At 41.3% G+C, this 25,361-nt stretch carries 24 protein-coding genes; 19 read left to right on the top strand and 5 right to left on the bottom strand.

The window, feature by feature from the left end:
- Positions 1-222: 222 nt before the first annotated feature.
- From ACWPWY_RS17030 to ACWPWY_RS16985, 10 genes are all read left to right on the top strand, one after another.
- A complete protein-coding gene (locus ACWPWY_RS17030; protein ID WP_454192737.1) occupies positions 223-549 on the top strand; it encodes a GNAT family N-acetyltransferase in 327 nt (108 codons plus the stop codon).
- Between the two features lie 772 nt (positions 550-1,321).
- The gene (ltrA, locus tag ACWPWY_RS17025; RefSeq protein ID WP_454192736.1) at positions 1,322-2,356 is read left to right on the top strand and encodes a group II intron reverse transcriptase/maturase; all 1,035 of its coding nucleotides are present in this window, start codon (positions 1,322-1,324) and stop codon (positions 2,354-2,356) included.
- Entirely contained in the window at positions 2,350-2,613 is a 264-nt protein-coding gene (locus ACWPWY_RS17020; protein ID WP_454192735.1) for a group II intron maturase-specific domain-containing protein, read from the top strand. The genes ltrA and ACWPWY_RS17020 overlap by 7 nt, the downstream gene beginning before the upstream one ends.
- Positions 2,614-2,831: 218 nt before the next feature.
- Entirely contained in the window at positions 2,832-3,203 is a 372-nt protein-coding gene (locus ACWPWY_RS17015; RefSeq protein ID WP_454192734.1) for an ArsR/SmtB family transcription factor, read from the top strand.
- A gap of 109 nt (positions 3,204-3,312) precedes the next feature.
- Positions 3,313-4,107 (top strand): SDR family NAD(P)-dependent oxidoreductase, encoded by a 795-nt coding sequence (locus tag ACWPWY_RS17010; protein WP_454192733.1) that lies wholly within the window; start codon positions 3,313-3,315, stop codon positions 4,105-4,107.
- 183 nt (positions 4,108-4,290) lie between these two features.
- Positions 4,291-4,545: a hypothetical protein gene (locus tag ACWPWY_RS17005; RefSeq protein WP_454192732.1), complete on the top strand. Its 255-nt coding sequence runs from the start codon at positions 4,291-4,293 to the stop codon at positions 4,543-4,545.
- A gap of 61 nt (positions 4,546-4,606) precedes the next feature.
- Entirely contained in the window at positions 4,607-4,924 is a 318-nt protein-coding gene (locus tag ACWPWY_RS17000) for a hypothetical protein (RefSeq protein ID WP_454192731.1), read from the top strand.
- A 256-nt stretch (positions 4,925-5,180) separates the two neighbouring features.
- A complete protein-coding gene (locus ACWPWY_RS16995) occupies positions 5,181-5,441 on the top strand; it encodes a SunI/YnzG family protein (protein WP_454192730.1) in 261 nt (86 codons plus the stop codon).
- 975 nt (positions 5,442-6,416) lie between these two features.
- The gene (locus tag ACWPWY_RS16990; protein ID WP_454192729.1) at positions 6,417-6,584 is read left to right on the top strand and encodes a hypothetical protein; all 168 of its coding nucleotides are present in this window, start codon (positions 6,417-6,419) and stop codon (positions 6,582-6,584) included.
- A gap of 14 nt (positions 6,585-6,598) precedes the next feature.
- Positions 6,599-7,330, top strand: a complete 732-nt coding sequence (locus ACWPWY_RS16985; protein WP_454192728.1) for a tetratricopeptide repeat protein — start codon at positions 6,599-6,601, stop codon at positions 7,328-7,330.
- Between the two features lie 226 nt (positions 7,331-7,556).
- Here ACWPWY_RS16985 and ACWPWY_RS16980 read toward each other — a convergent pair whose 3' ends face one another.
- A complete protein-coding gene (locus tag ACWPWY_RS16980) occupies positions 7,557-8,693 on the bottom strand; it encodes an MFS transporter (protein ID WP_454192727.1) in 1,137 nt (378 codons plus the stop codon).
- Positions 8,694-9,515: 822 nt separating this feature from the next.
- Between ACWPWY_RS16980 and ACWPWY_RS16975 the strand changes: the two genes are divergently transcribed.
- On the top strand, positions 9,516-10,358 hold the full coding sequence (locus tag ACWPWY_RS16975) for a tyrosine-type recombinase/integrase (protein WP_454192726.1): 843 nt from the start codon (positions 9,516-9,518) through the stop codon (positions 10,356-10,358).
- A 147-nt stretch (positions 10,359-10,505) separates the two neighbouring features.
- Here ACWPWY_RS16975 and ACWPWY_RS16970 read toward each other — a convergent pair whose 3' ends face one another.
- The gene (locus tag ACWPWY_RS16970; protein ID WP_454192725.1) at positions 10,506-11,558 is read right to left on the bottom strand and encodes a 2,3-butanediol dehydrogenase; all 1,053 of its coding nucleotides are present in this window, start codon (positions 11,556-11,558) and stop codon (positions 10,506-10,508) included.
- A 350-nt stretch (positions 11,559-11,908) separates the two neighbouring features.
- Between ACWPWY_RS16970 and ACWPWY_RS16965 the strand changes: the two genes are divergently transcribed.
- The 4 genes from ACWPWY_RS16965 (at position 11,909) to ACWPWY_RS16950 (ending at position 16,439) form a co-directional block, all read left to right on the top strand.
- Positions 11,909-12,943: a LacI family DNA-binding transcriptional regulator gene (locus ACWPWY_RS16965; RefSeq protein WP_454192724.1), complete on the top strand. Its 1,035-nt coding sequence runs from the start codon at positions 11,909-11,911 to the stop codon at positions 12,941-12,943.
- Positions 12,944-13,245: 302 nt separating this feature from the next.
- A complete protein-coding gene (locus tag ACWPWY_RS16960; protein ID WP_454192723.1) occupies positions 13,246-13,920 on the top strand; it encodes a response regulator transcription factor in 675 nt (224 codons plus the stop codon).
- Positions 13,917-15,290 (top strand): sensor histidine kinase, encoded by a 1,374-nt coding sequence (locus tag ACWPWY_RS16955; RefSeq protein ID WP_454192722.1) that lies wholly within the window; start codon positions 13,917-13,919, stop codon positions 15,288-15,290. The genes ACWPWY_RS16960 and ACWPWY_RS16955 overlap by 4 nt, the downstream gene beginning before the upstream one ends.
- A gap of 102 nt (positions 15,291-15,392) precedes the next feature.
- Positions 15,393-16,439 (top strand): glycosyltransferase family 2 protein, encoded by a 1,047-nt coding sequence (locus ACWPWY_RS16950; protein ID WP_454192721.1) that lies wholly within the window; start codon positions 15,393-15,395, stop codon positions 16,437-16,439.
- Positions 16,440-16,573: 134 nt separating this feature from the next.
- Here ACWPWY_RS16950 and ACWPWY_RS16945 read toward each other — a convergent pair whose 3' ends face one another.
- The 3 genes from ACWPWY_RS16945 to ACWPWY_RS16935 all read right to left on the bottom strand — a co-directional run bounded on the left by ACWPWY_RS16945 (position 16,574) and on the right by ACWPWY_RS16935 (position 21,259).
- Positions 16,574-19,078: a CoA-disulfide reductase gene (locus tag ACWPWY_RS16945; protein ID WP_454192720.1), complete on the bottom strand. Its 2,505-nt coding sequence runs from the start codon at positions 19,076-19,078 to the stop codon at positions 16,574-16,576.
- Complete coding sequence (locus tag ACWPWY_RS16940) at positions 19,079-19,366, bottom strand: ArsR/SmtB family transcription factor (protein WP_454192719.1); 288 nt, start codon at positions 19,364-19,366, stop codon at positions 19,079-19,081. It lies immediately after the preceding gene.
- Positions 19,367-19,510: 144 nt separating this feature from the next.
- Positions 19,511-21,259 (bottom strand): alpha-glycosidase, encoded by a 1,749-nt coding sequence (locus ACWPWY_RS16935; RefSeq protein ID WP_454192718.1) that lies wholly within the window; start codon positions 21,257-21,259, stop codon positions 19,511-19,513.
- 295 nt (positions 21,260-21,554) lie between these two features.
- Here ACWPWY_RS16935 and ACWPWY_RS16930 point away from each other — a divergent pair, with 295 nt between their 5' ends.
- The 4 genes from ACWPWY_RS16930 to ACWPWY_RS16915 all read left to right on the top strand — a co-directional run bounded on the left by ACWPWY_RS16930 (position 21,555) and on the right by ACWPWY_RS16915 (position 25,359).
- Positions 21,555-22,232, top strand: coding sequence for a response regulator transcription factor (locus ACWPWY_RS16930; protein ID WP_454192717.1), 678 nt, complete (start codon positions 21,555-21,557; stop codon positions 22,230-22,232).
- A 2-nt stretch (positions 22,233-22,234) separates the two neighbouring features.
- On the top strand, positions 22,235-23,653 hold the full coding sequence (locus ACWPWY_RS16925) for a sensor histidine kinase (RefSeq protein WP_454192716.1): 1,419 nt from the start codon (positions 22,235-22,237) through the stop codon (positions 23,651-23,653).
- Positions 23,654-23,731: 78 nt separating this feature from the next.
- On the top strand, positions 23,732-24,649 hold the full coding sequence (locus ACWPWY_RS16920; protein WP_454192715.1) for an ABC transporter ATP-binding protein: 918 nt from the start codon (positions 23,732-23,734) through the stop codon (positions 24,647-24,649).
- A complete protein-coding gene (locus tag ACWPWY_RS16915; RefSeq protein ID WP_454192714.1) occupies positions 24,646-25,359 on the top strand; it encodes an ABC transporter permease in 714 nt (237 codons plus the stop codon). The genes ACWPWY_RS16920 and ACWPWY_RS16915 overlap by 4 nt, the downstream gene beginning before the upstream one ends.
- Positions 25,360-25,361: the final 2 nt, after the last annotated feature.

Raw genomic sequence — 25,361 nt, 5'->3', positions numbered from 1 at the left:
TGACAAGTAGGGGTGAACATTATAGCGCTCGGGATCAAGTCCCACGGGCAGGTACGTTCGACCCGGCTACCTTAATTCTCAAAGCTAATGAAAAAAGGGTCAACCAGAAAGAACTGGTTGACCTCATAATACGAACGGACAGGATAGTTTGATTATAATGATTTTTCACCGAACCTATTCTCAGGTTGTATGTTAGTTTGATTTAGAGGTGAGATACAAATCATGGGAATTAATCTTATGCCAGTTACAATAGATCAAAAAGAAATCTTGTACAACCTTTATCAATACTACCTTTATGATTTTAGTCAGTATACTGAGGAAGATTTGGACTTGAATGGGCAGTATAATATTGACTTGAATCATTATTGGGAAGACCCTAGATGGTGCCCTTATTTTATATGTCATAAGGAACGAATTATCGGATTTTTAGTAATACTTCTTGAAAATTATGATATGGATCCTAATCCAATTCACGTAATTTATGATTTTCTAATCCTAAATAAGTATAGGAGAAAGGGATTTGGGAGACTAGTGCTGTTAAGGCGTTAAATTTATACCAAGCAAATTGGAAAATAGTGCAGATGAAAGTTAACCAACCAGCAATACATTTTTGGCGGGATGTAGTGAGTCAATTTACCGCTGGGAAGTATTCTGAAGTTTTTCGCGAAGATCTAAACAAATATGTGCAATTATTCAGTAGTTGACTTACGCTAACGAAAAAACGTTAGTTGAACACAGAAGGGAGCGACTAGCCAGTTGGCGGTACGCCCTTTTTGTTATGCGCGTGCCCAGCTAAGCACGCATCTTCTAGCCGGTGAAAGTCCGGTCACGGGAGGGGCCAAGCCCCTGTGTAGCTAGGATACCTACGTACGGTGAAAACTGTGCGTAGAAGCGTATCGACAAAAGTATCTGTCGGAGACAGAGCGAGCAACATACCAGGCCGTAACATCAAGTGAATCCTGCCGCGTCGTCAAAAAGGCCTCGCAAGAGGGACGAGGGGAAGCCGAACCCCGGCTTAATGGGTGAAGGCCACGGAAACTGCTAAGAACTTGGAGCGGCAGTGAAGAATCCTCCGGCGTAAGGGGATCGGCATGGTATGAAAGAAGATGCAGTGAACTGGGGAGACCCTCCCCTGCACGGATTTTTTTTTTTTTTTTTTGAAACCGTAACAAAGTGGTCTATAAGTCCAAAAGACGAAATGATCTATTTGCAGGAAGGGAGTCCGAGGGGCTCATAGTACTGAGGAACTGCAGGACAACACAACCTGCAGGAGGGAAGGAGCCCTGCTTTGTTCATGTTTTTTTTTAGGAGGTACGAATTAGTGAATGCCAAACGGCTAACGACACCAAAAGAAAACGTTCAACAACTCCAAAAGAAACTAGGTCATGCGGCCAAGGAAAACAGGAAGCGCAGATTCCACGCATTGTACGACAAGGTCTATCGAATGGATGTATTAGAGGAAGCCTGGCGGAGAGTACGAGCTAACAAAGGATCGGCTGGTGTCGATGGAGAAACTCTTTCGGATATTGAGGAAAAGGGAGAAGCATTTTTCCTGTACGAATGCCAACGATGCTTGAAGGAAAACAAATACCATCCACAGCCCGTACGACGGCATTATATTCCGAAGAAAGATGGGAAGCAGAGACCGCTGGGTATCCCAACCGTCCGAGACCGCGTCATTCAGATGGCGCCGAAACTGGTCATGGAACCGATCTTTGAAGCGGACTTTCAGGAATCCTCATTTGGATTCCGTCCAAAACGAAGTGCGAAAGGGGCACTGGACCGTATCCGAAAAGCCTGCAACCGAAAAGGGAATTGGGTGGTCGACGTCGACATCCAAGGCTACTTCGACAACATCAACCAAGAGAAACTAATGAAACTGGTGGAGATGCGAATCAGCGACAGGCGCGTCCTGAAGCTGGTACGGAAGTGGCTGAACACGGGAGTGATGGAAGAAGGAAAAGTCAGACGATCCGATCTGGGTACACCACAAGGCGGCGTGATATCCCCTCTTCTTGCGAATATCTATTTGAATTATTTTGATATTTTGTGGGAACGACATGGCAGTGGAATCGGGAAACTTACGCGATATGCAGATGACTTCGTTGTCGTATGCAAAACGAAGAAAGATGCAGAACGGGCGTATGCACTTATACGTGCGATTATGGATCGCCTGGAACTGACCTTGCATCCGACGAAAACGCGGATTGTAGGATTATGGACAGGAGAAGAAGGGTTTGATTTTCTAGGCATGCATCATCGCAAGGCGAAAGCTGAAACATCCTACGGAAAAGTGTACTATACCACGCGCAGTGGCTGTGCCGGAAAGCGGAGGAACGCATCCGGGAAGTGGTAAAAGAGCGCTTAGCTCCGTCCAACCAGAGACATAAGTCACTCGCAGAGCACGTAGGTTGGCTGAACCCGAAGATTCAGGGGTGGCGCAATTACTACCACACATCCTACAGCCAACGAAAAATGGCGAGTTTAGATTGGTACATTGTGTTGCGTTTGGCAAAATGGTATGCAAAGAAAAGGCAACGTTCTCGGTGGCAAAGTGCAGTCCAAGAAGTGCGGCACATGGCGAGACAATGTGGACTCAAAACGCTTTTGTAATCTGTATGCACATGAATGACGAACATCGGAAAGCCGTATGAGGGAAAACCTCACGTACGGTTTGATGAGGAGGGGCTGGTTTACCCAGCCCTTTACTCTAGTAAAGAACAGATTAGTATTATAATATCTATTCCAGCAGTCTTGCGTTTTAAAGTGTGACCTTTTATAATAACAAAGTAATCAAATATTTAATCGTTTGAATTTATTGAGGTGTAAACATGGAAATTGATCAGAGTAGTATAGAGATACCAAGCGAATTGTTGGAAAAAAAAAATGCTCTTCTGCATGAGATTCGTCAATCCACAGCAATTTTTAAGGCGATGGCAGATCCTATTAGACAAGATATTTTAATGATGTTTATGTTAGTAAAACGAATGAATGTTGCACAAGTTGTTGAGAAATCTCATCTGTCAAGACCAGCAGTCTCCCATCATTTGAGAATTCTTAAGCAAGCAGGTATTCTTTCAACAAAGGAAAGAACCGAGGTTTATTACAATCTTACTTTTGGTGACACGGTTATTGAGCAACTTAAAATGTTAATACAAAAAGCTGAAAGTTTATTAGATGACCCCGCAAAAGTACATGGATAAAATATAAAAGGCTTTCTTTTTGATCCAATGAAGAAAGCTTTTTATTTAAACATAATAATTAAATGATTAATTATTTGATTAATATAAAACTAAATTGGAGGTCGCATATATGAATTATGCAAATAAAACTGCCCTCGTCACAGGAGCTTCATCAGGAATAGGGGAGGTTTTCGCAAAGGAGCTCGCCAAAAAAGGATGCAATTTGATATTAGTTGCTCGGTCAGAAAAACCGCTCAATGAAATTGCAAAAAAACTACAAAAGGAATATTCAATTAAAGCTGTTTCTCTCCCGGTTGATCTTTCAGCTGGGAATGCAGCTGAAACAGTGCAACAAAAAGTTGAAAGTTTAGGGTTGGAGGTAAATATTCTAATCAATAATGCTGGATTTGGAACTTTGGGGATCTTCAATGAAATTCCTGCTGCACGTTTGAATCAAGAGATCCAATTAAATATAACTTCCTTAACTGAATTGACTCATAAATTTATTGGCTCTATGATTAAGCGAAATGAAGGTGTTATTATCAATGTTTCTTCGATGACAGCATTTCAGCCGGTACCGTATATGGCTGCATACGGTGCAACAAAAGCGTATGTCCTATCGTTTACGGAAGCCTTATGGGCAGAATATAGAGATAGTGGACTACGTATCGTTGCATTGTGTCCAGGAGAAACGAAGAGTTCATTTCATGCTGTATCGGGTTATGCAAATTTGAAAAGCAAACGGATGGAGCCAATTGATGTTGTAAATGCAGCATTTAGGGCAGTAGAAAAAGACAGAGGTTACATAATAGCTGGAAAAAATAATTATTTAATGGCCCAATTACCCCGTTTTTTACCACGGAGTGTTGTTGTGAAATTTGCAAGACGTTTATTTCAATCAGCTTTGACCTCAAATAAACGTTAACCTAACAAAAAAACGATAGTTGAATCAGCAGGGAGTAGCTTGCCAGTTGGCTCTACTCCTTTTTAGTTATGCAAATCGGCAGAATAGCGCAATAAGTTATTTGCGATAATCGCGATTGTATGATATTAAGTGTTATGGTTAGTCAATTGGGTTTATAATTAATTTCAAGCGAGGTGACAACAAATGTGGAAGAGTAGTTTTATATCTGGTCTGGGACTGATTGCATTAAGTGGCATATTGTTCACATTAGAAAGATATATTGCAGTTTTTAAATGGATTGGTGAAACGGCTCCAGTAAAAATAAACGGGTCTGGACCGTATCCAACTGAACCAACTATGCCTGGTGTGTTTGATAATTTGTTTGTAGCGATTTTCTTGATACTTGGACTAGTTTTATTAATTATTGGGCTAAGTAAAGGAATGAAGAAATCTATTTGAGTTATTCCGTTAACGAAGGCTGTCGATATGTAATACTGTGTTTTTATAAGGAGATAAGGTCATGCAAGGCTTAAAGAAAGATGTTTTTATATTGCTTGAAGCAATTGTTTTTTTGGCTATTGGCTTGTTACTTACTGTAAATGTTGCATCTGAAATTTATGAGAGTTTTGGAATTGAATTTACAGGTAATGTTTGGGTTAATTGGTTTGGAGTTTCTTACTTTCTTTTTGTACTATATACGGTTATTACTGCACTATTTATTATGAAAAATCCGATCTACTTTAAACAACGTCTGAAATCAAAATTTTTTTGGTTTCTTTTTATTGGTTCAATTTACATAATATCTATTCCATTTGTAAAAGGAGAAAACCCATTCTAATTGAACTAACGAAAAAACGATAGTTCAATAACAGCAGGGAGCAGTTTGCCGGTTGGCAGTTGCTCCTTTTTAGTTATTCAATTGGGTAGGATAGCATATTTATTTGTATGGTACAATTTGGTAGGATTGTGGGAATAGGAGAAAGATAGTGATACTTTTTTGAAAGATAAGAAGGTCATAAATTACAGGAGCAGTATCTTAGAGTATTCTTCATTGACAATTCTTAATAAAATCTATTTGAAAAGAGGAAATGATTATGCTGGGTATTAAGATCGAAAAGACGCAGAGTAACTTGGTAATAAAATGGCAGTTAACTAAAATTGAAGTTCCTATAATCGAAATAGAAGATGTAATTCAAGATAACACCTATGCTGGAAATGAAAAGGAAGCACTGCGAATTGGTACCCCTTATGGTACAACCGATAGAATAGTAATAAAAACAAAATCCAAAGATTATATTCTTTTTACTTCAAACCCTGTATCTCTGAATTCCAAAATAATTAAATTTCTACGATAGTAAATCACAAATATTTCGGATAGATTTTATGTCTTTTAATATCCTTTTTAATTGTTAATTCAGTCTTAATAATCAGCCGAATGATTTTTATGTAATGATTTTAAGATAGAACAAATTTCCTGCAAGAAAGCTCATAAAAGAGTTTATCGATACAGATGATGATTGACGGGATAAAGTAAAAGAATTGTGCTAAAGGAAAAACGATAGCACTATGACAACAGGCTACCAAGATCTTCGGCGCTTGGTCGGCTAATCAGCATGATAATTACAATTTGTGGTATTATATATAGTTAACCTAAAGTAATAAAAGGAGTAAATATGTTGCTTAAAATTGAAACACTTAGCGTCTTATTAATCATTTGTCTATTAGCGATTCCAATAGTTAGAATAATAAGAAAAAAATCAATGGAACACATAAGAGAGAATATAGGTTTAACTATTCTAGCTGGAATTACTTTATTTAATAAGGAGATACCTCTGATCCTACTCGACTCCCTTTGGATCATCACAATCACCGTTTTTCTTTCATTGATAGTAGAAATATTTAAGCATCGTCATCGAAGCAAGAGCTAGTATATGTTACATAAATTAAAGCGCTTATATCTCGGGGAAGAGACATAAGCGCTAAGTCTGTTATTTCATGCACACATGATTTGGTGATAATGGACAGGAGATCCATCATTACCCTATGAACATCATAAAGTGTATATCAGTTAACAGTCAATAAAATGTTGTATAGTAAAGAAAAAACGAATTTCAACTTTGGAGTCTTTAAACTAACGAAAAAACGTTAGTTGAACACAGAAGGGAGGCTTGACTAGCCAGTTGGCGGTGCTCCCTTTTAGTCATGCAAACGGCAGGATAGCTTAATGAAGCAACACAATCAGGTTAACAAAAAAGTTTTGAAATCAGTGATATAATTTATTTTAGTTAACTTCATATTTAACATTGGAGTGAATTGACGGGAGGAACCAGTTGAATATTAACCAGAAAGCTATCGAATATTTCGAACGTAATGAATATGATCTGACCTTGGCTCTTTTCAAAGAAGCTTTGAATGAATCGAGAAATGTTCAGTCTTTAACGAACCTTGCTTGGATTTATTATCACGAAGAAAATGACGTAGAATCTGCTCGAAATTAGTTGAAGAAGCAATTATGCTAAATCCAGCTTCGCATTTTCCTTATAACCTTTTAGGTGAAATAAATGTTGAGTTGGAAAGATGGGAAGAGGCCTCAAATGTATTGTTGAACTCCATTGAAATCGAACATTCCAAAGAAGCATATAATAATTTAGCCATAGCTAAATACCATCGTGGGGAATTGGATGAAGCCTCAGCTTTATTTCTAAAAAGTGCCGAACCTTCTGATTACGCAATGTATAGTCACATAAAATGTTTAATTGAAATCGGTAAATCGACAGAAGCAAAATGTAAATTGGATGCATTTTCAGAATGTGATGATGAATTCGTCGGAGAAGTTCATGTTGCTGAACTGTATTTTGAGTTGCAATGTTTCTCTGAGGCAGTCCGTTGGTTTCGAAAATCATGGGATACATATTATAAGACTCCAGATTGGGTTTGTAGGTATATTTATTCATTAATAAAAACAAATTCATGGGATCGTGCAGTTGAAATAACGAACGAATGTATTCGATTAAAAACAAACGATATTCAGGAAGAACAAGAAGTTCAATGCAATGAGGATTGGACAGAGAGCGAAAAGGCCACATACATTAAGCAATTAGAAGATGACAAACAGGAATATGAAAATATTATATATATGATTTCTAGAGACTTTATTCCACCATTGAAATTCACAACATCCTTGAGTTCAAGTTGTTATTTATTTGGATGTTCAAGACATAACCATCCTGAATATAATGGTTGAATCTTTTTAACGATGGAAATGGTAGTTACAATACAATCAGATATTGGTGGTTCAACTAACGATAAAACGATAGTTGAACACAGCAGGGAGCAGCTTGCCAGTTGGCAACTGCTCTCTTTTTCACATTCGAAATTATGCTAATATTAGAGGCGGCTTCTCACTCTGTAGCCGTTACAAAGTGAAAGGAGTGAACTTTATATTGAATAGGTTTACTGTTAAATATTTCTTATAACAGGGTAGACTTAGAAATCAAACGTAGCATAAAAGGGCTGAACAATAGGATCATAACAGCAAACCCTAGATAAGGCATATTAAAGCTAAAAGCATCAAACAAGTATCCTCCTACAGCGGCGCCTGTCATTCCTCCGAGGTTGTTGCTAACGGAGAATTTGCCGTATGCATCACCAATGTGCTCTTGGGGTGTATCCTGAATAAATACAGCGTCTATTGCATAACTTTGCATGGTTGCGAACAGGTTAAACATTGTAGAAATCACAGCAAAAAGAAGCAGACTGGTTGAAAAGGCAAGGCCCACTGCAGCTATGCTACACATTGCCAGAGATATGATTATCGTTTTTCGATATCCTCTGCGATCGCCAATCTTTCCTAAGGTTGGGCCAAGAAACGAGAAGGCGATCATTGGAAGTAGAAATACGATGGCGATCTGCTCAAGGTTTGCATCGCATGCCTTTTGCATATAAGGGATAAAAATAACACTGGACATGCTAAATACAGTAGATAGAAATACATTCAATATCCAAAGTTTACGTTGTTTAATAGATAGTAGGTATTTCCTCTCACTTGCGATACTTTTAATCAAGGAGAAGCCTGGTGTTATAGACGTAAATATATACGCTAGCGCAGACGCCCCCCCGCAAATCATGAATAACACATACCAGCCTTGAACAAGTTCATAATTTTTTAATACTAGATAACATATTCCTACACCAATCAAACCCCCTAAATGCATTCTGCTATCAAAGTATCCCATTTGCTGTCCAAAACTGTTATTGCTATCTGAAATCAACCCAACCAATGAAATGCTAAGCAAAATACCTGCTATACCGCTTATGACTCTTGCAAATATTAATACAGATAATTGTGTCGCAACCGAAAAAACAAAATAAGCGGATGTAAAGAAAATTAATGCGCTTAAGAAAATAAAATGCCGGCTATAACGATCTGATGCTCTACCTAGTACAAGTTTCATCACTATTTGTGAAAAAGAAAGAATGGAAACTATGATGGTATATTGGAATGTGGTGTAACCTAGTTCATGTGTATATATCGGGAGCAATACTCCTAGAAATATGCTAGGTAAAGAGATAAGTATTAGGGAGCTTGTCAGTTTTTTAGGATTCATGGAACACCTCTGTTTACAGATTGCCGAGTCGGCTATTGAAGTTTGGGGCGAGACAATGGGACATATCCACACTGCTTAAAAAGAATATATAACTACCAAGCGTTCCCTTGTTGGATGGAAACCAAATTCTACTCCAATTTGAGTCAACTTAAGACATTTTTATGATGATTCTATGGAGGGATACGTTTCGGGTAACCCGGATACATACTTCGCTCAGGATATTGATTACATAATTCAACTTAGATACCTAAAACCTTTTACATATCACTTCATCTATGCTGATAAAAATCAATTAACGGAACAACAGCTAATTTACCTGAAGGATATCACTGATTAGTAATGAATCATATTTAAATTTCACGTTAAACTATCGGGAAATGGAGACTTACAAAATATAACATTTTTTAAAATTATATACCTCAATATTTCGTATTTATATGTATATTATTTAGTAATGTCCATAATTTCTCCTGAAATAAGAGGTGTTTCATTTATAATTGTAGGTGCATTTTTATTTATCCTTGCAATAACATACTGTCATAGACAGACATTATTTTTACCGATAATCGGAAAAAAACATGCCGCAAAAATGCATTAATGAATTAATAAATTATGCTAAAAATTCAACTTCTAAGCCTTGCACATAAATGAAAAGAAAAGATACGCCAGCATAAGAGATGTTAATTTCAAATTAAATTAATTGTGACATCTGAGACAGTAACAACTCTTGAACTAACGGAAAAACATTAGCTTAATCTAGAGTCTATAATCCTACTATTAGTAGCAAACTAGAATTAAATTGCTCTAATAGGAGGTTATATTATGATTTTAAGTGAACTATGGCATCATTACGAAGCAGACAAGCGAATTGAGGGGTTTAGTCCAAATACATTGAAAGCATATGCTTTACAGCTCAGGATGTTGGTTACAGATCTTGGGGATATAGATATTTCCGAGGTAACTCTGAACCTGTTGAAGGAATACCTAGCAAAGCAATCCAATCGATTAAAGGCAAGTAGCTTAGGGCATCGTATCCGTTTTGTACGTTCCTTATTTCGTTATGCATATGAAGAAACCTATTTACCGACTAACCCTTCACTCAAATTACGTGAGCCAAAAATGGATAAGCGAATTCCTAAGTTTTTGATGGAGGAAGATGTAATTCATCTGAAGATTTCTTGTCAGACACAAAGAGAAAGAGCTCTACTTGAGTTTCTCTACAGCACAGGCTGCAGAATTGGAGAGGTCGAAAAATTAAATATTGAGGATTTGAACTGGGGAAATTGCTCTGCCATTGTAAATGGGAAGGGTTCAAAGCAAAGAGAAGTTTATTTCACCACGGAGTGTAAAGTATGGTTGCAGAAGTATTTAGCAAGTCGGGAAGACTCCTGTAAAGCCTTATTTGTAACGGATACCAATCCTGTTAAGCGAATGGCCATTCCAACGTTAAGGTGGGTATTAAAGCGATTGGCAGATCGTGGAGCGGTGAAGGCTAATGTGTATCCCCATCGATTCCGTCATACTTATGCATGCCAGTTGCTTGATAACGGGGCACCGTTAGAGTTTATCCAAGGTATGCTGGGTCATGAAAAAGCCTCAACCACGCAAATCTATGCTCAGCTTCGTGGAGAGCGTCGGAGAGAACTGTACCGTCGATTTTTTTAGCAACAGAGGCGGATTGCATTTAAGAGGCCCACAGACTTATTCAACTAAAGGTCAAATGATAGTAGTACAAGATATTCATTGCAGTGAGTTATAAAAGTAAACAATAAAAGACTGCTGTAAATACAGCAGTCTTTTAGTAAACCTTTATTATTCCGCTTTAACGAGGATTTTGACTTGGCTCTTTTCTTTTAGCAAAGCTTCAAAACCTTGTTCAATCACATCATCAAGGTTAATACGTTTTGTTACCAACTTGTCAGCAGGGAAGTAACCTTTCTCCATGAGGCTGATTACGGCTGGGAATACATCACGGTATCCGATAATGCCAGAGATACTACGTTCTTGCATGACAATTTTATTAGGCTGGATCGGCGCATCTTTTTCAAAAATGCTGACAATCATCAGTTCTCCGCCAATTCGGACAGACTCAAGTGCTTGTTCGAGTACAGGCGGCACACCTGTTACTTCAAATACTACGTCAGCACCACCATCCGTTAAGCGGTGGATTTCTTGTACTACATCATTAACCTCTTTCGGATTAATGACTTGTGCTCCAAGTTCTGTTGCTTTTGCGCTACGCTCAGCAGAGAGTTCCACAGCATAAATTTCGGAAGCACCGGATGCTTTAAGCGCTTCGATTACAAGAAGACCGATTGGACCAGCACCGAAGACAACGGCTTTGTCGCCAACTTTCAATTTGCTTTGACGAACTGCATAAAGGGCAACGGCAGAAGGTTCCACCAAAGCACCTTGTTCATAGGAAACGGTCTCTGGAATTTTGTGAACGATATGCTCATCGGCAGCAACATATTCGGAGAAACCGCCACCGCCGCCGGCAAGACCAAGGAAGCCCATTTTGTCGCAAAGATTATATTTACCTTGGCGACATGCTGTACATTTGCCACAGTTGAAGATCGGTTCAACAACCACGCGATCTCCTTGTTGAAGAAGGGTTACACCTTCTCCAACTTCAACGACTTGTCCAGAGAATTCATGTCCCATAACCACAGGGGCTTGCTCTCCCGTGATTGGATGAGGTGCGTTTGCAGGAATAAAGATCGGACCCGCTGTATATTCATGTAAGTCGCTGCCGCAAATCCCGCACCACTCGACTTTGATTTTCACTTTCCCAGGTAGAGCTTTTGGTTCCTCGATTTGTTCTATACGCAGATCTTTTACACCATGCCATCTAAGCGCTTTCATGTTGAATCATCTCCTAAATAGAAAAGTTAGCTCGCAAGCAAAATCAATAAAGCGGCCTGCTTCTTTCATTTCAGTTTCTCATTCCCTGCTCTACTTCTAAGTAAGTACATGTTTTATCAAAAATAAATTTAATCGGAAACGTTTCCAATTCAAATATGTCACACTTTTTATATACTGTCAATTCTAAAACCCCTTCTTGTTCTATATATAAGTTAATTTCATTCCTAGTTTAATGCGCTCGTTCAGGAGGATATCTTGATATGATAGTAGCTGTGATATAATAAAAATAGAATCCTACTTCATCTATGAAACAGGAAACGATTCCAGTTTAAAGAGAGGTTGCCGAGTGCGTGAATAATAATGAAGATCGGAAAGTTACAATAGAAGATGTAGCTAAAAAAGCGGGGGTTGGAATAGCGACCGTCTCGCGAGCTATTAATAATACAAGTGGCATCAGTGCCAAGACAAAGGCGAAAGTAATCGAAGCAATTGAAGAGCTTGGGTTCACCCCGAACACTTCAGCACAAAGTTTAAAAGTACGCCACACCCATCAGATTGCTCTTGTGGTATCTGATATTCGCAATGCGATTATGCCTGAAATTGCTTGGTCTGTAGAGCAGACCGCCAAACATTATGGATATCGTGTAGTCCAAATCAATACTTCAGGAAATGCGAGAGCGGAGCTTGAAGCGATTCGAGATGTAAAAAAACTCCATGTAGACGGAATGATCATTCTTCCGCTTGCTTATCCTAAAACACTTGGAGATCTAATCAGTAAGTCTCCTGTACCAATATCGATTATTAATTATGGAAAAAAGCTGGGCCCAGAATATAAGGCAGATATGGTGTGCATGTCCAAGCAAGAGGGAAACCTGGTCATGGAGCATCTGATAAAAACGGGTCGAACAAGAATTGCTTATGCCGGAGCAGCTAAAGATATGATCGAAGAACGATATTTTGCCTATGAGCGTGCGTTGCCACAGGTTGATATTTCATTAACTTATTTCGGGGATGACTTTTCACTTCAAACCGGAATGGAGGCGGCGAGTTATTTTTACAGTCTAAAGGAAATGCCGGACGCGGTTTATGCTTGTAACGATATGATTGCGATTGGTATGGTGAATCGTTTCAAGGAACTGGGCGTGCGTGTTCCTGAGGATGTAGCCATTGTCGGTGTTGATAATAATCTATGGACGACGCTTACTTCTCCTCAGATTAGTTCAGTTACGATATTAGGTGATGAGTGCGCCCGTTTGGCTACGGAACTGCTCATTAAGCGAATCAGAGAAAACAACAAAGAAGCTCCCTATGAGAAAGTGGAGTTTGAACCAAGACTTATCGTGAGAGAATCCAGTGTAACGATGAAAAGAACTCCTTTACTGTAAGAGGCTGAGGGAATTCTTCTTAATCAATGGGTAGAAAGATCATATTTGAAAAATCAGAGAACCACGCAAACCGCGGGGTTCTTTTCCATTTTTTAGGGATTTCTAATTCATATTCAGTTCATTATCTTCCGTTATATTCAGGGGTACTCACACCTAGGTTTATACGAAAGACGCAAATGAGACAGGCTATACATATCGCTTTTTTTATCTCAGCAAGAAAAAGTATAATGATAAGTGGACTAATTTTATTAAACCGTTAGTTGTTTCAACTATATATGAATAACAGGGAGGACCTTTTGATAATGGCTAAAATTTTGGTGGTAGACGATGAAGCTCATATCCGGGAACTGATTGAATTATTTCTGAAAAGGGAAGGTCTAGATGTCTACCAGGCAAAGGATGGAGAAGATGCACTCACCGTGCTGGATTCCATGAAGCCTGATCTTGTAATTATAGATATTATGATGCCGGGTATGGACGGCTGGGAACTTTGCAGTCACTTGCGGGCGTGGAGCGATATTCCGGTTCTTATGCTTACGGCGAAGGGAGAAACGGAGGATAAAGTGAAAGGTTTTGAACTCGGCACAGATGACTATATGGTCAAGCCTTTTGCCCCTCAAGAGCTGGTAGTTAGAGTAAAAGCGCTGCTCAAAAGATACCGGGTCTCCATGGACCAAACGGTAAAAGTAGGAAGACTTACACTAGATCGTCCTTCGTTCCAAGTCATATCAGAACAGTCTTCTGTGACACTGCCTCTTAAGGAATTTGAACTGCTTTATAAGCTGGCCAGTTATTCAGGAATTACCTTTACCAGGGAGCAGCTCATTGAAGATATTTGGGGGCTTGATTACGAAGGAGACGAGCGAACGGTAGACGTACACATTAAAAGACTGCGCGAGCGATTTCCTGATCATAAGACCGGTTTTCGGATTGTGACCATTCGAGGACTTGGTTATCGACTTGAGGAACTTGTATGATCCGCAGTCTGTATGTGCGGGTTGTTCTTACTTTTATAGCAGTCACTGTTGTTAGTTTGATGATTTCTTCATTCGTCGCCTTTCGCTGGTTTGAAAAGGATGTAAATCGCGATATGTCTGGTGAACTGATGGAAGAAGGAGCGAAAGTACAGCAATTGTATGATACGTGGCAACCCGAAGACTTATCTGTATTTGTTGAACAGACTTCCATCCTCATGCGGGAGCTTCATATTACACTTGTCGGTCCGGATGGACAAATCATAGATAGTAAAAGTAACGAACAGAATCCGCCGGTCGAAAAGGGGAACTATACGGATAAAGTGGGTACGGTGCTGAGCGGAGAGAATACGATTATCCAGGAGGAAAGCCAAAATGGAGGTCCGATGCGTCCGGTTGCGATTGGTGTACCTTTACAAACGACAGATGGAGTATACGCGATGTTTTTACAGCCTAATCTAAAACCGCAACGTGAAAGTTTTAGGCGTACTAACACCATGATTAATTTGACATCTTTGCTTGTCGGCAGTTTTCTTATCCTGATGGCTTCGCGTTTTCTCGTAAGCCCGCTGAAGAAGATGACTAGTGCTACTAGGCAAATTGCCCGCGGTGATTTTAGAATTAACCTTCGGATGAAACGAAGAGATGAAATTGGGGAGCTGGCAGAGAGCATTCAGCTTATGGCCAGTGAACTCGGACAACTGGAACAGATGCGGAAAGATTTTGTGTCGAATGTATCCCATGAAATGCAGACACCGCTCACTTCGATTCACGGTTTCTCGCAGGCACTAACGATTAGTGAACTCAGTGATAAAGAGAGAATTCGGTACGCGAGCATTATTGAAACGGAAAGCGAACGATTATCCCGTCTCATTCGCAATTTACTGAAGCTGTCATCTCTCGATTCAGATAAACATCCTTTCCAGATCGAAGCATACAGGCTTGATCGGCAGCTGAGAGACGTTATTTTAACTTTGGAACCGATATGGACCAGCAAGTCGATCACTTTTCATCTTCATCTGCAGGAGCTCGTAATTGAGGCGGATCGGGACCAGCTGAGTCAGGTATGGACCAACTTGATTCATAATGCACTGAAGTTTTCTTCTGAAGGAGGCAACATCGAAATTTCAATGTCCCGTGAACGGGGCTATGCCGTTGTTGCGATTAAGGATCATGGGGAAGGGATGGCCAAAGAAGATTTACAGCGGATATTCGAGCGATTCTATAAAGCTGATGCTTCCCGGAATCGTTATGAAGGCAGCGGACTGGGATTATCGATTGCGAAGAAGATTATTGATCTTCATGAGGGCCGAATTCAGGTGGAATCAGAACTTGGAGTAGGGACGATTTTTAGAGTATATCTTAGGCTGTAACAGGGGGATTTTGTATAGGGTAAGGCCTGCAATCATTCATACTCAGTTCATAATGATTCAGTATAGTGACGCTATAAGAATCGTAGGGGAGTGAGCGAGGAAATGGAAGGGCAGGTCATGTACTCTATCGTGGTTCCCGTATATAACGAGGAAGAGATGATTCAGGTTACGTACAGTCGGCTCACTAAGGTTATGGAGCAGACGGGACAACCGTATGAACTCATTTTTGTGAATGATGGCAGCACAGATCACACGATGGATATTTTGACACAGGCTGCTCTGATCGACTCTTCCGTTCGGGTTATCGATTTTTCACGTAATTTTGGTCAGCAAATGGCAATAACAGCTGGAATGGATGCTGCAACAGGACAGGCGATTATTGTTATGAATGCGGACCTGCAAGATCCGCTGGAACGGATCCATGACATGATCGAGCTGTGGAATCAAGGGTATGATGTCGTAAGTGCTAAACGTAGAGAACGTGGGAATGAAACCGTAATGAAACGAGTGACAGCTGCTGTGTACAACCGTATCCGGAAAGTTCTCACGAAACATGATATTCCCGTTGCCCCCGATGATTTCCGGCTGATTGATCGAAAGGTGAACGAAGCCATGAAGATGTTTCAGGAAAGGAATCGCATCGTTCGAGGGCTTGTCAGCTGGGTAGGCTTCAGACAATTTCAACTTGAATATGAGCACGAAGAACGGGATGCAGGGCAAACCAAGTATCCATTTCGTAAAAAGATGCAATTATTAGTGAAAAGCGTAACCTCATTCTCTAATAAGCCTTTCAAAATAGCTTCTTATGCAGGGATTTTCATCTCCTGTATTAGTTTTGCCAGCTTGCTCGTGACCCTATCCTTACCGTTGTTTACGGATAACAAGATAGCAGGGTGGGCATCGCTCCTATTGATCATTCTCTTGCTTAATGGAATTATGATGATGATCCTCGGAGTAATCGGAGAATATATGGGTCAAATTTACGATGAGTCCCGAGGTAGACCCCTATATATTGTGAGGGAAAAGGTAGGGTTTGATGAGCAGGCAACCCGTCAGCCAAAAGAAGAGGATCACACTCTAGAAGTTAAAAATTATGGACTCTCTGATACTCTTTCTTCTCTTACCGATACATCTTCATATCAGAGATAACAGCATCAGTTATGTATAAGCATATATATAGGAAAGGCCCTCTATAAGACGATCTGTATACAGACATCTATGAGGGTCTTTGTTTGTATGTTTAAATCAATTTCATAAATTAGTAAATAATGAAATGGATCCGATTAAATAAATAAATTAATTCCAGATTGATCGGCTTGACCGAGATAATATCCAACTCCGCCAATTTTCACCCCGTCAATAAGTTCTTCTTTCTGTATTCCCATCACATCCATAGACATCTGACAAGCCACAAGCTCAATCCCTTGTTCTTTAGCCGTCTCCATTAAATCCTCAACGGACGAGATGTTATTCTTTTTCATAACGCCGCGAATCATCTTCGATCCAGCGCCCATCATATTCATGCGGGATAAAGGAAGTTTACGACTGCCACGCGGCATCATGAGACCAAACATTTTACCAAGGAAATCTTTTTTTACTTGTACAGGTTCAGATTTACGAAGGACATTCAGTCCCCAGAACGTGAAGAACATGGTGACTTTCTTGCCGCTTGCCGCAGCGCCGTTCGCAATGATAAAGGAAGCAATGGCCTTATCTAATTCACCGCTGAATACGACCATGGTCGTTCCTTCGGACGCTTTGGCAGGACTAGGGACTGTACTTGGTGCTGCCGATGCATAAGCTGGCTCTTCGCTCGTTGTTTCTTTTTTTCTCAAAATTGCTTTAATCTGTCCATCAGGCAATCGTTCCACATGAAGCGTATCATGGTTAGACATGCGTGCAAAGGACTTTACATCTTCGTAGAAGCCCGGATCTGTCGCCGTAATTTGCAGCACTTGTCCTGGGCTCAGACCATCCATGGCCCGTTTGGCTTCGATAAGAGGTCCAGGGCAAGACAAGCCGCAGGCATCGAGATTGATGTCCGCAGAAATGCTGCTTTCTGATGCTTGTTTTGTCTCGTTTAATTGAACAGCATTTATAGAGTTCGACCCGGAAGGTGCAGGAATGGATGAATCCATTTTCTTTTCCGGTTTAAATGTACTCATCTTGTATGTTTTGAACCCTCCTGTCAGATTGCGAACACGATAGCCATGTTGCTGTAAAATGCGGGCAGAGGTGTATCCACGTAAACCAACTTGGCAGTACACCCAGATTTCTTGATCACGATCCAGCTCATGCATACGTTCTCTCAGCTCATCCACCGGAATATGTAGGGAACCAGGAATATGTCCATTCTGATGCTCAATCGCAGATCTCACATCGACAAGCAGAGACTTGCTAGAATCTCTTTTCTCCAGTTTTTCCGGTGTAAATACCTCCATTCGTCCTGTCACTACATTCTCTGCGACGTAACCTAGCATGTTCACCGGGTCCTTGGCAGAGGAGAAAGGAGGGGCATAGGCAAGATCGAGTTCGGTGAGGTCGGTAACGGTTCCGCCAAAATGGAGAACGGTCGCGATATCGTCAATACGCTTGTCCACTCCCACTCTTCCGACCGCCTGTGCTCCGAGAATTACACCCTGCGGATCAAACAACAGCTTGATTGTCATCGGTGTTGCTCCAGGATAGTAAGCTGCATGTGCATTGGGGTGTACATAGACCGTATGATAATCGGTACCGAGCTCTTTGAGCTTCTTCTCGGTAAGTCCGGTTTGTGCACCAGTCAGTTGAAATACCTTAATAATGGATGTTCCGTGGCCGCCTTTATAGGTTGACGTAAGACCAGCAACTCGGTCGGCGGCAATTCGGCCCTGTTTATTCGCTGGGCCGGCAAGCGGAATGGCGATAACTGCTCCGTCTTCATGAATCTCCACAGCATCACCGACCGCATAGATATTCGGTATATTGGTTTCTAGTGCCGTATTGACCTGAATATGACCGCGGTTTCCAAGGGCAATACCGCTGTCTCTTAGAAAACCCGTATCTGGTTTCACACCTACGGCGAGAATGACAAGATCACTGGTGAGCACTCGGCCGCTGCGAAGCGAAAGGGTGACTTTACCGTTTGTGTCTTTAAAAGAATCTACCGTATCCTGAAATAACAACTCTACACCCTGTTGCTCCATTTCCTGAGCTAGGATATTCGACATTTCGCGGTCAAATGTACTGAGAAGCTGATCCGCTGACTGAACCATCGTTACTTCAAGTCCGGCTTCCTTAAGGTTCTCGGCCATTTCTACCCCAATATACCCTCCGCCTACAACGACGGCTGTTTTTGTCTCAGGAGAAATCACCTGTTTTTTAATCCGATCGGTGTCCGGAATGTTTCGAACCGTATAGATTTGGGGGTGGTCAATACCTGGAAGAGCAGGGCGGATTGGCGCTGCACCTGGTGATAGAATAAGGGCATCATAACTTTCCTCATAGCTCCCTTTTTCAGCACTGCGAACCGTCACTGTTTTTCTCTCAGGATGGACAGCAATCACTTCGCTCTTGGTACGGATATCAAGGTTGAATCGCTGAGTCATCGCTTCCGGTGTCTGCACAATAAGCTTAGAACGATCCGTTATCGTATCTCCGATATAGTAAGGTAATCCACAGTTAGCAAATGAGATATATTCATCTCGTTCAAACATAATAATGTGTGCTTCTTCATCGAGCCTTCGAAGACGTGCAGCTGCAGAAGCCCCGCCCGCTACGCCTCCTACAATGATGACTTTTTTACTCATTTATTTGTCCTCCTGAAAAAATAATTCCATCAGCCCTTTTACGCGAGGGTCTTTCACGGTGTAACGAACTTCAAGACCGTGCCGCTCGGTCTCAACGATGCCCATACTGCGCAGTTTTTGCAGATGCTGCGAGACAGTAGACTGCGGCAATCCAAGACATTCCTGCATGTAAGTCACATTACAGTGGCCTTTCGAGAGCAAACCTCTAATGATACAGAGTCTGACAGGATGCGCGAGTGCTTTCAGACATTCGGACATCTCGTTATATTGTTTAATATCTTTATCCATCTTTTCACCTCAGTAATTTATGTATCACTATATCGCAATATTACGTTATAGTGATATTAAAGTCAAACTTTGAGCAAAAGTAAACCCAGGCACTCGCATTTTTGCGAAGCCTGGGTTAGTTTTTCATCCTGTTTCGTATGTTATTTATCCCTTCACTGCCTGAAGAACGGCATATCCGTAGGCAGGAACATCAATAGAGATTTCTCCATTATTCACCGGCTGCTCCATACCAGAGAAGAGGTCAATATATTTATCCGCTTTAACCGATATATTAAATTGCTCCGGTTCCTCCGATTTACTCATCAACACAAGGATATTTTCCTTATCATTTTTCCGCTGGAACACGATTCTTTTCCCTTGTGGTTCGGCTTCAATGAACTGAATCTCGCCAGTCCGAAGAGCAGCATGATTTAGGCGTAGACGTATTAGTTTTTGATAAAAAGAGAATAGCTCTCGGTCTTGTTTTTCTACATCCCATTCCATACATTTACGGCAGCCTGGATCATATTCTCCGTCCATCCCGATCTCGTCTCCATAATAAATGCACGGAGCACCAAGATACGTAAACTGGAAGAGTGCAGCAAGTTTCATTTTGCGCTTATCTCCATTACAAAGGGTTAGTAGACGAGCGGTATCATGACTATCCAGCAAGTTAAAGGCAACTTCAGAAGCCTGGAGCTGATATCTAGATAGCTGGCGACCGATCGAGTTAGCAAACTGGTAAGCATCCATCTTGTCGATTACAAAGAAATCATTAACCGCGTTGGTGAATGGATAGTTCATGGAGGCATCAAACTGATCTCCTTGCAGCCAAGGTGAGGATTCGTTCCACACTTCTCCGAGAATATAGGCGTCGGGGTTCACTTTTTTAACCGTACTGCGGAACTCACGCCAGAACTGATGATCCACTTCATTCGCTACATCAAGACGCCAGCCGTCTGTCCCGACTTCTTTGATCCAATATTCGGCTACCTTCAGCAGATATTCTTTCACTTCCGGGTTTTCGGTGTTCAGTTTCGGCATCAGCGGTTCAAATGAAAAGGTATCATATGTGGGAACACCGTCTTCTACATCAATCGGAAATTTACGAACATGAAACCAATCTTTATATTTGGAATTCTCACCGTTCTCTTGTAAGTCGACAAAAGGCTTGAATGTACGCCCAGAGTGATTAAATACCGCATCAAGCAATACGCGAATTCCGCGTTCGTGGCATAAGTTGACGAGCTTCTTAAGTGTATCTGCATCACCAAAGTGACGATCCACCCGCAAGTAATCTTCCGTATCATATTTATGATTGGTGGTAGCTTCAAAAACAGGGGTAAAGTAGATCGCTGTTATACCAAGTTCAGATAAATAATCGAGATGATCAATTACACCTTGAAGATCACCGCCAAAGAAATTATCCCGTTCCGGCTTGCCGCCCCAAGGGAGGACTCCTTCCGGATCGTTACTTGGATCACCGTTAGCAAAACGCTCAGGAAAGATCTGATAGAATACGGCATCTTTAACCCAAGCGGGCGGGGTGAAGACATCAACCGGATTAATATAAGGGAATTCGAACATTCGGCTGGGTGTTTCCGGTTCTTCTTCTAAAAAGTCGTTTTCGTCCATCCATATCGATTCACTATCACTCTCCAGATGGAAGGCATAACGTAACCGGTGATAAGGTGGTTTTACTTCACATGTAAAATAATCAAACATGGAATCAGAAGTCCATTTTTTTAGAGGAAGATACATTTTTGTTTTCTCCCAGTCATATTTGTCACCGGCAAGAAGCGTTATTTGGTGGACATCGTCTCGTTTGGTACGAATCCGGAGATGGACCGTATCTTTGTCATATGCATAGGCCCAGTGCTGTTTAGGGTGATGATAGATAGCTTCTAATAACATGAGAGAACCTCCTAATAATGATGTGCAAAATAAGTAAGGGAATCTTAAAAAAATCCATACTGTTTATTTTTACCCACATTAAAAAAGGTACAACCTTAAGAGAGTGTAATCCTCCGAGGTTGTACCTGATAATCATCAGATAACATTGCCTTTAATTTATGTTTCTCTTTCTCTTCACACTAACCACTAAACTCTTCTTAATATACCATGTATTTACAAATACCTGCAATCGTGAGACAAAGAAAGAAACAGATTATTTATTTCATTTTTATTTTGAAGGAAGGGCGTTAAAAATATGACAACACTTTTATATATTGAAGATGATGTAGAGATTGGAGAAATGGTTAGATCTGATCTGGAAGCGCGAGGTTATCGTGTAGTGTGGCTGAAAAGCGGAGAGCAGGCATCTGCTACTGCAGAAGAATGCGGGCTCGCAATTCTAGACGTGATGTTGCCTGGTTTAGATGGATTTACGATTGGTCAGCGACTCAAAAAAGACCATCCTAGTCTGCCTATCCTTATTTTATCTGCCAGGACTTCTATCGATGACAAATTGCAGGGTTTGGATTTTGCAGATGACTATGTAACGAAGCCTTTTCATCCCGATGAACTGGCTGCTCGGATTGAAGTCCTCCTCCGAAGACACGGAGAAACACCGGCAGGTTTGGGCGAACTCCGCATTTGGCATCTGCTTGTGAAGGAAAAAGAAGGACTTGTACTTGATACACGTAATCAGCAGGAAATTTTGCTTTCGGGCAAGCAGTTTCATATTTTCTCTTATTTTGTCAGGCATTTGGGTCAAATAAGAACCAAGGAACAAATCTATGAATCTGTATGGGGTGAGCCTTATATAGAAGGGGACAAGACACTTATGGTACATATCCGGCATCTGCGGGAGAAGCTGGAGATTGACCCGGGAACACCTCGAATTATTGAAACGGTTCGGGGAGTAGGATACCGGGTGAAGGCATGAACATGATGGAGCATAGGTTCATTCGAAAAAGGAAAAGGGATCCGTTCAGAAACTCGCTCATGTCCCGATATTTGCTCATTGTTATCTTGGCAATGGTGTTTTTGCCTGTTGTGTTTCCTATGGTTTCGCTTTTGTTTGTAGTATCTACTTCCTGGTTCAGTGATAAGACAGAGGTAACCCTGCCCTATGGAAGAACCAGCGAGCTTGAATTAAAGTGGCATGAAGAAGCCAGGATGATGAAAGATCGATCAGACGAGGAGATCGAGTCATCGTTGTTTAAGCTTGCACAAGAGTACGAAGAGGCACATCTGTTTTGGGTGAATAGAGAAGGGATTATTAAGTTTGATACTGCAGAGCGAGATAAAGGGACAGTAAAGTGGAGTCCATCCGATGCAGTTGAATACATGAAAAGTGCCGGAAATAATAAGGAGAATTTTATCGTTGTCGCTTTCGTAGGCGGAGGACAGAACAATGCAGGACGAGGTTTTATTTCCATTGAGGTGCCACGAATACTGGTAAATTCCCCACCGTTGGCTAATTTTGGTCCACTGTTTTATGTGTTATTTATGACGGTGGTTCCTGCCATCTTTATCTTGGTCTCTTGGTCATTTTTTCGTCAGATTATCAAACGACTTATCCGACTGAAGGGCGCACTTTCTATTCCAGGTACAGATGGAATTCCGCTGCCGGTTCAGGTGGAGAAAAAGGATGAGATCGGCCGATTAGAAGAGTCGTTCAACGGCATGGTTTCGCAGCTTAGGGAGAGTCAAGAGCAACAGAAAAAAGAAGAGCATCTCCGTAAAAATTTGATCGCTGATTTATCCCATGATTTAAGAACACCGCTGACTGTAATTCGAGGGCATGTGCATGCACTGAGTAAGGAGCCACTTACCGATAAAGGGAAAGAGTCTCTTGTTCTGATTGAAGGGAAGATGGATGATCTGGGCGGACTAATAGACAATCTTTTATCTTATAATCTGCTGGCCAGTGGAAAATACACAATGAAACTTGAACCTGTTAATGTCCTTCGTATGGTGCGGGAGAGTGTTGCAGCCTGGTACCCTGTATGGGAAAAAGAGAATTTTGACATGGTTATTGATATAGATGATGAAGAGGAATCGGTTGTTTGGAAAGTGGATAAACAAGGATTTCACCGAGTGCTGGACAACTTGTTTCAAAACATTGTGAGACATGCAAAGGAAGGGGAATATGTGCGGGTTGCGGTGGAAACACGAGAGGAAGAAGTCTATCTGATTATTGAGGATCGGGGACCGGGAATGGACACAAAATCAGAGCAGATGGGAGCGGGATTGGGTCTCTCTATTGTAGATCTCTTGCTCGCGAGAATGGATCTTATTCGATTGATAGAGTACACAGGACAAGGAACAAGAGTTCTTTTAACTATAAAAGAAAGAGCATAAATTTAAACCAATCTTAAACTTTCTGCACACCTCAGTTTAACCTCGGCACGATATGCTAGTTGCAGAGGTGAACAGACAATGAGTGAATGGATGATTGAAACAGCAGATGTATGGAAGACGTACCGGGGCCGTGCGGCAGTAAAAGAACTGAGTTTACAGATAAAAAGAGGAGAAATCTACGGATTTCTTGGACCGAATGGTGCTGGAAAAACAACAACCATAAGAATGTTGCTCGGACTTATCAAGCCAACGAAAGGCTTTATCCGTATTTTTGAGAAAGATATTCGCCAGCAGCGTATGGATATTCTTCGTAAAGTTGGCTCTTTGGTGGAGTATCCTTCTTATTATGGTCATCTGACCGCGATCCAAAATTTAGAGACGAGCCGTTTGCTGCTGGGTGTCCCGAAATCAAGAATAAGTGAAGTCCTGAAAATTGTAGGTTTACAGAAAGAAGCAAACCGACCGGTGAAAGGTTATTCACTTGGTATGAAGCAAAGACTCGGTTTAGCGAATGCTTTATTAGGAAATCCGGAGTTATTAATTCTTGATGAACCGACAAATGGTCTTGATCCGGAGGGTATTCAGGAAATCAGAGAACTGATTAAACAATTGCCGACAGCGTATGGAATTACCGTTCTGGTGTCGAGTCATTTACTTAGTGAAGTGGAACAAATGGCGAGTACCGTAGGCATCATCCGTGAAGGTGAGCTTGTATTTCAGAATACGATTGATCGTTTACATCAAGAGGCAGGGAGCACGATTCGCCTGACTGTATCTGATGCAGAGGATGCACTGCAGGTTGCACGAGAACAAGGACAGTGGGGACAAGTTGAAGGTTCCCGAATTGTTTTTAACCATATGGATGATATGACGGTTTCGACTTTAGTACGCCGACTCGTAGAGCATGAACATTCGGTGTACCGAGTGGAGGAACATAGACAATCCCTGGAGGATGTTTTCCTTCAAGTGGTGGGAACCGGAGGGGGCAAATCATGATATCGCTGCTTTCCTCTGATGTACTCAAGATACGTAAAAAAGGATTATGGTTTCTTGTTTTCTTTGCTCCTTCGGGGCTTGTACTCATGAACGCACTAAACTTCGGATTGCGGCTGGATTACTTACAAGATCAATACGGCAAGAACGGGATGTGGGATGGGCTACTTCGTGCTTTTTCTATGTTCATTCCACTTGCGATTATGCTCGGAGCAACCATTCTTAGCTCTATGATGGCGAGTATAGAACACCAGAATGGTTCGTGGAAACAGCTGCTCGCCCTTCCCGTATCACGCAAGTCGGTATTTTTATCCAAATGGGCATTGATAACCGGGCTGTTACTCACTTCCTGTGTACTTTTGCTTTTGGGGATTGTGATCCTTGGAATATTCCTTAGGTTTGAAGAGAGTATTCCGTGGCTGGATCTGCTGAAGTTGTGTTTTCTGCCCCTTGCAGCTTCTCTTCCCATGATTGTTTTGCTTGCGACACTGACCATGACACATGAAAATCAAGCCGTGTCTGTTACTCTTGGGGTTACACTCTCCATTGTAGGCTTGTTCGGAGCTCAGTTTCCGGATTCAGTGCCTGTAAGCTGGCCGATGTTCTCTATATTGACCACAAACGGATCTATGTTTGCAGTCAAAGGGATTATATTCGGTATCCTTTGTTTGCTGATGGGCATGCTGTATTTTCAGCGTAAGGAGGTGTCCTAAGA

The sequence above is a fragment of the Paenibacillus sp. Marseille-Q7038 genome (genome assembly GCF_965111595.1).
The sequence above is the reverse complement of the archived record's forward strand: the minus strand, read 5'-3'. Positions and strand labels throughout refer to the sequence as shown.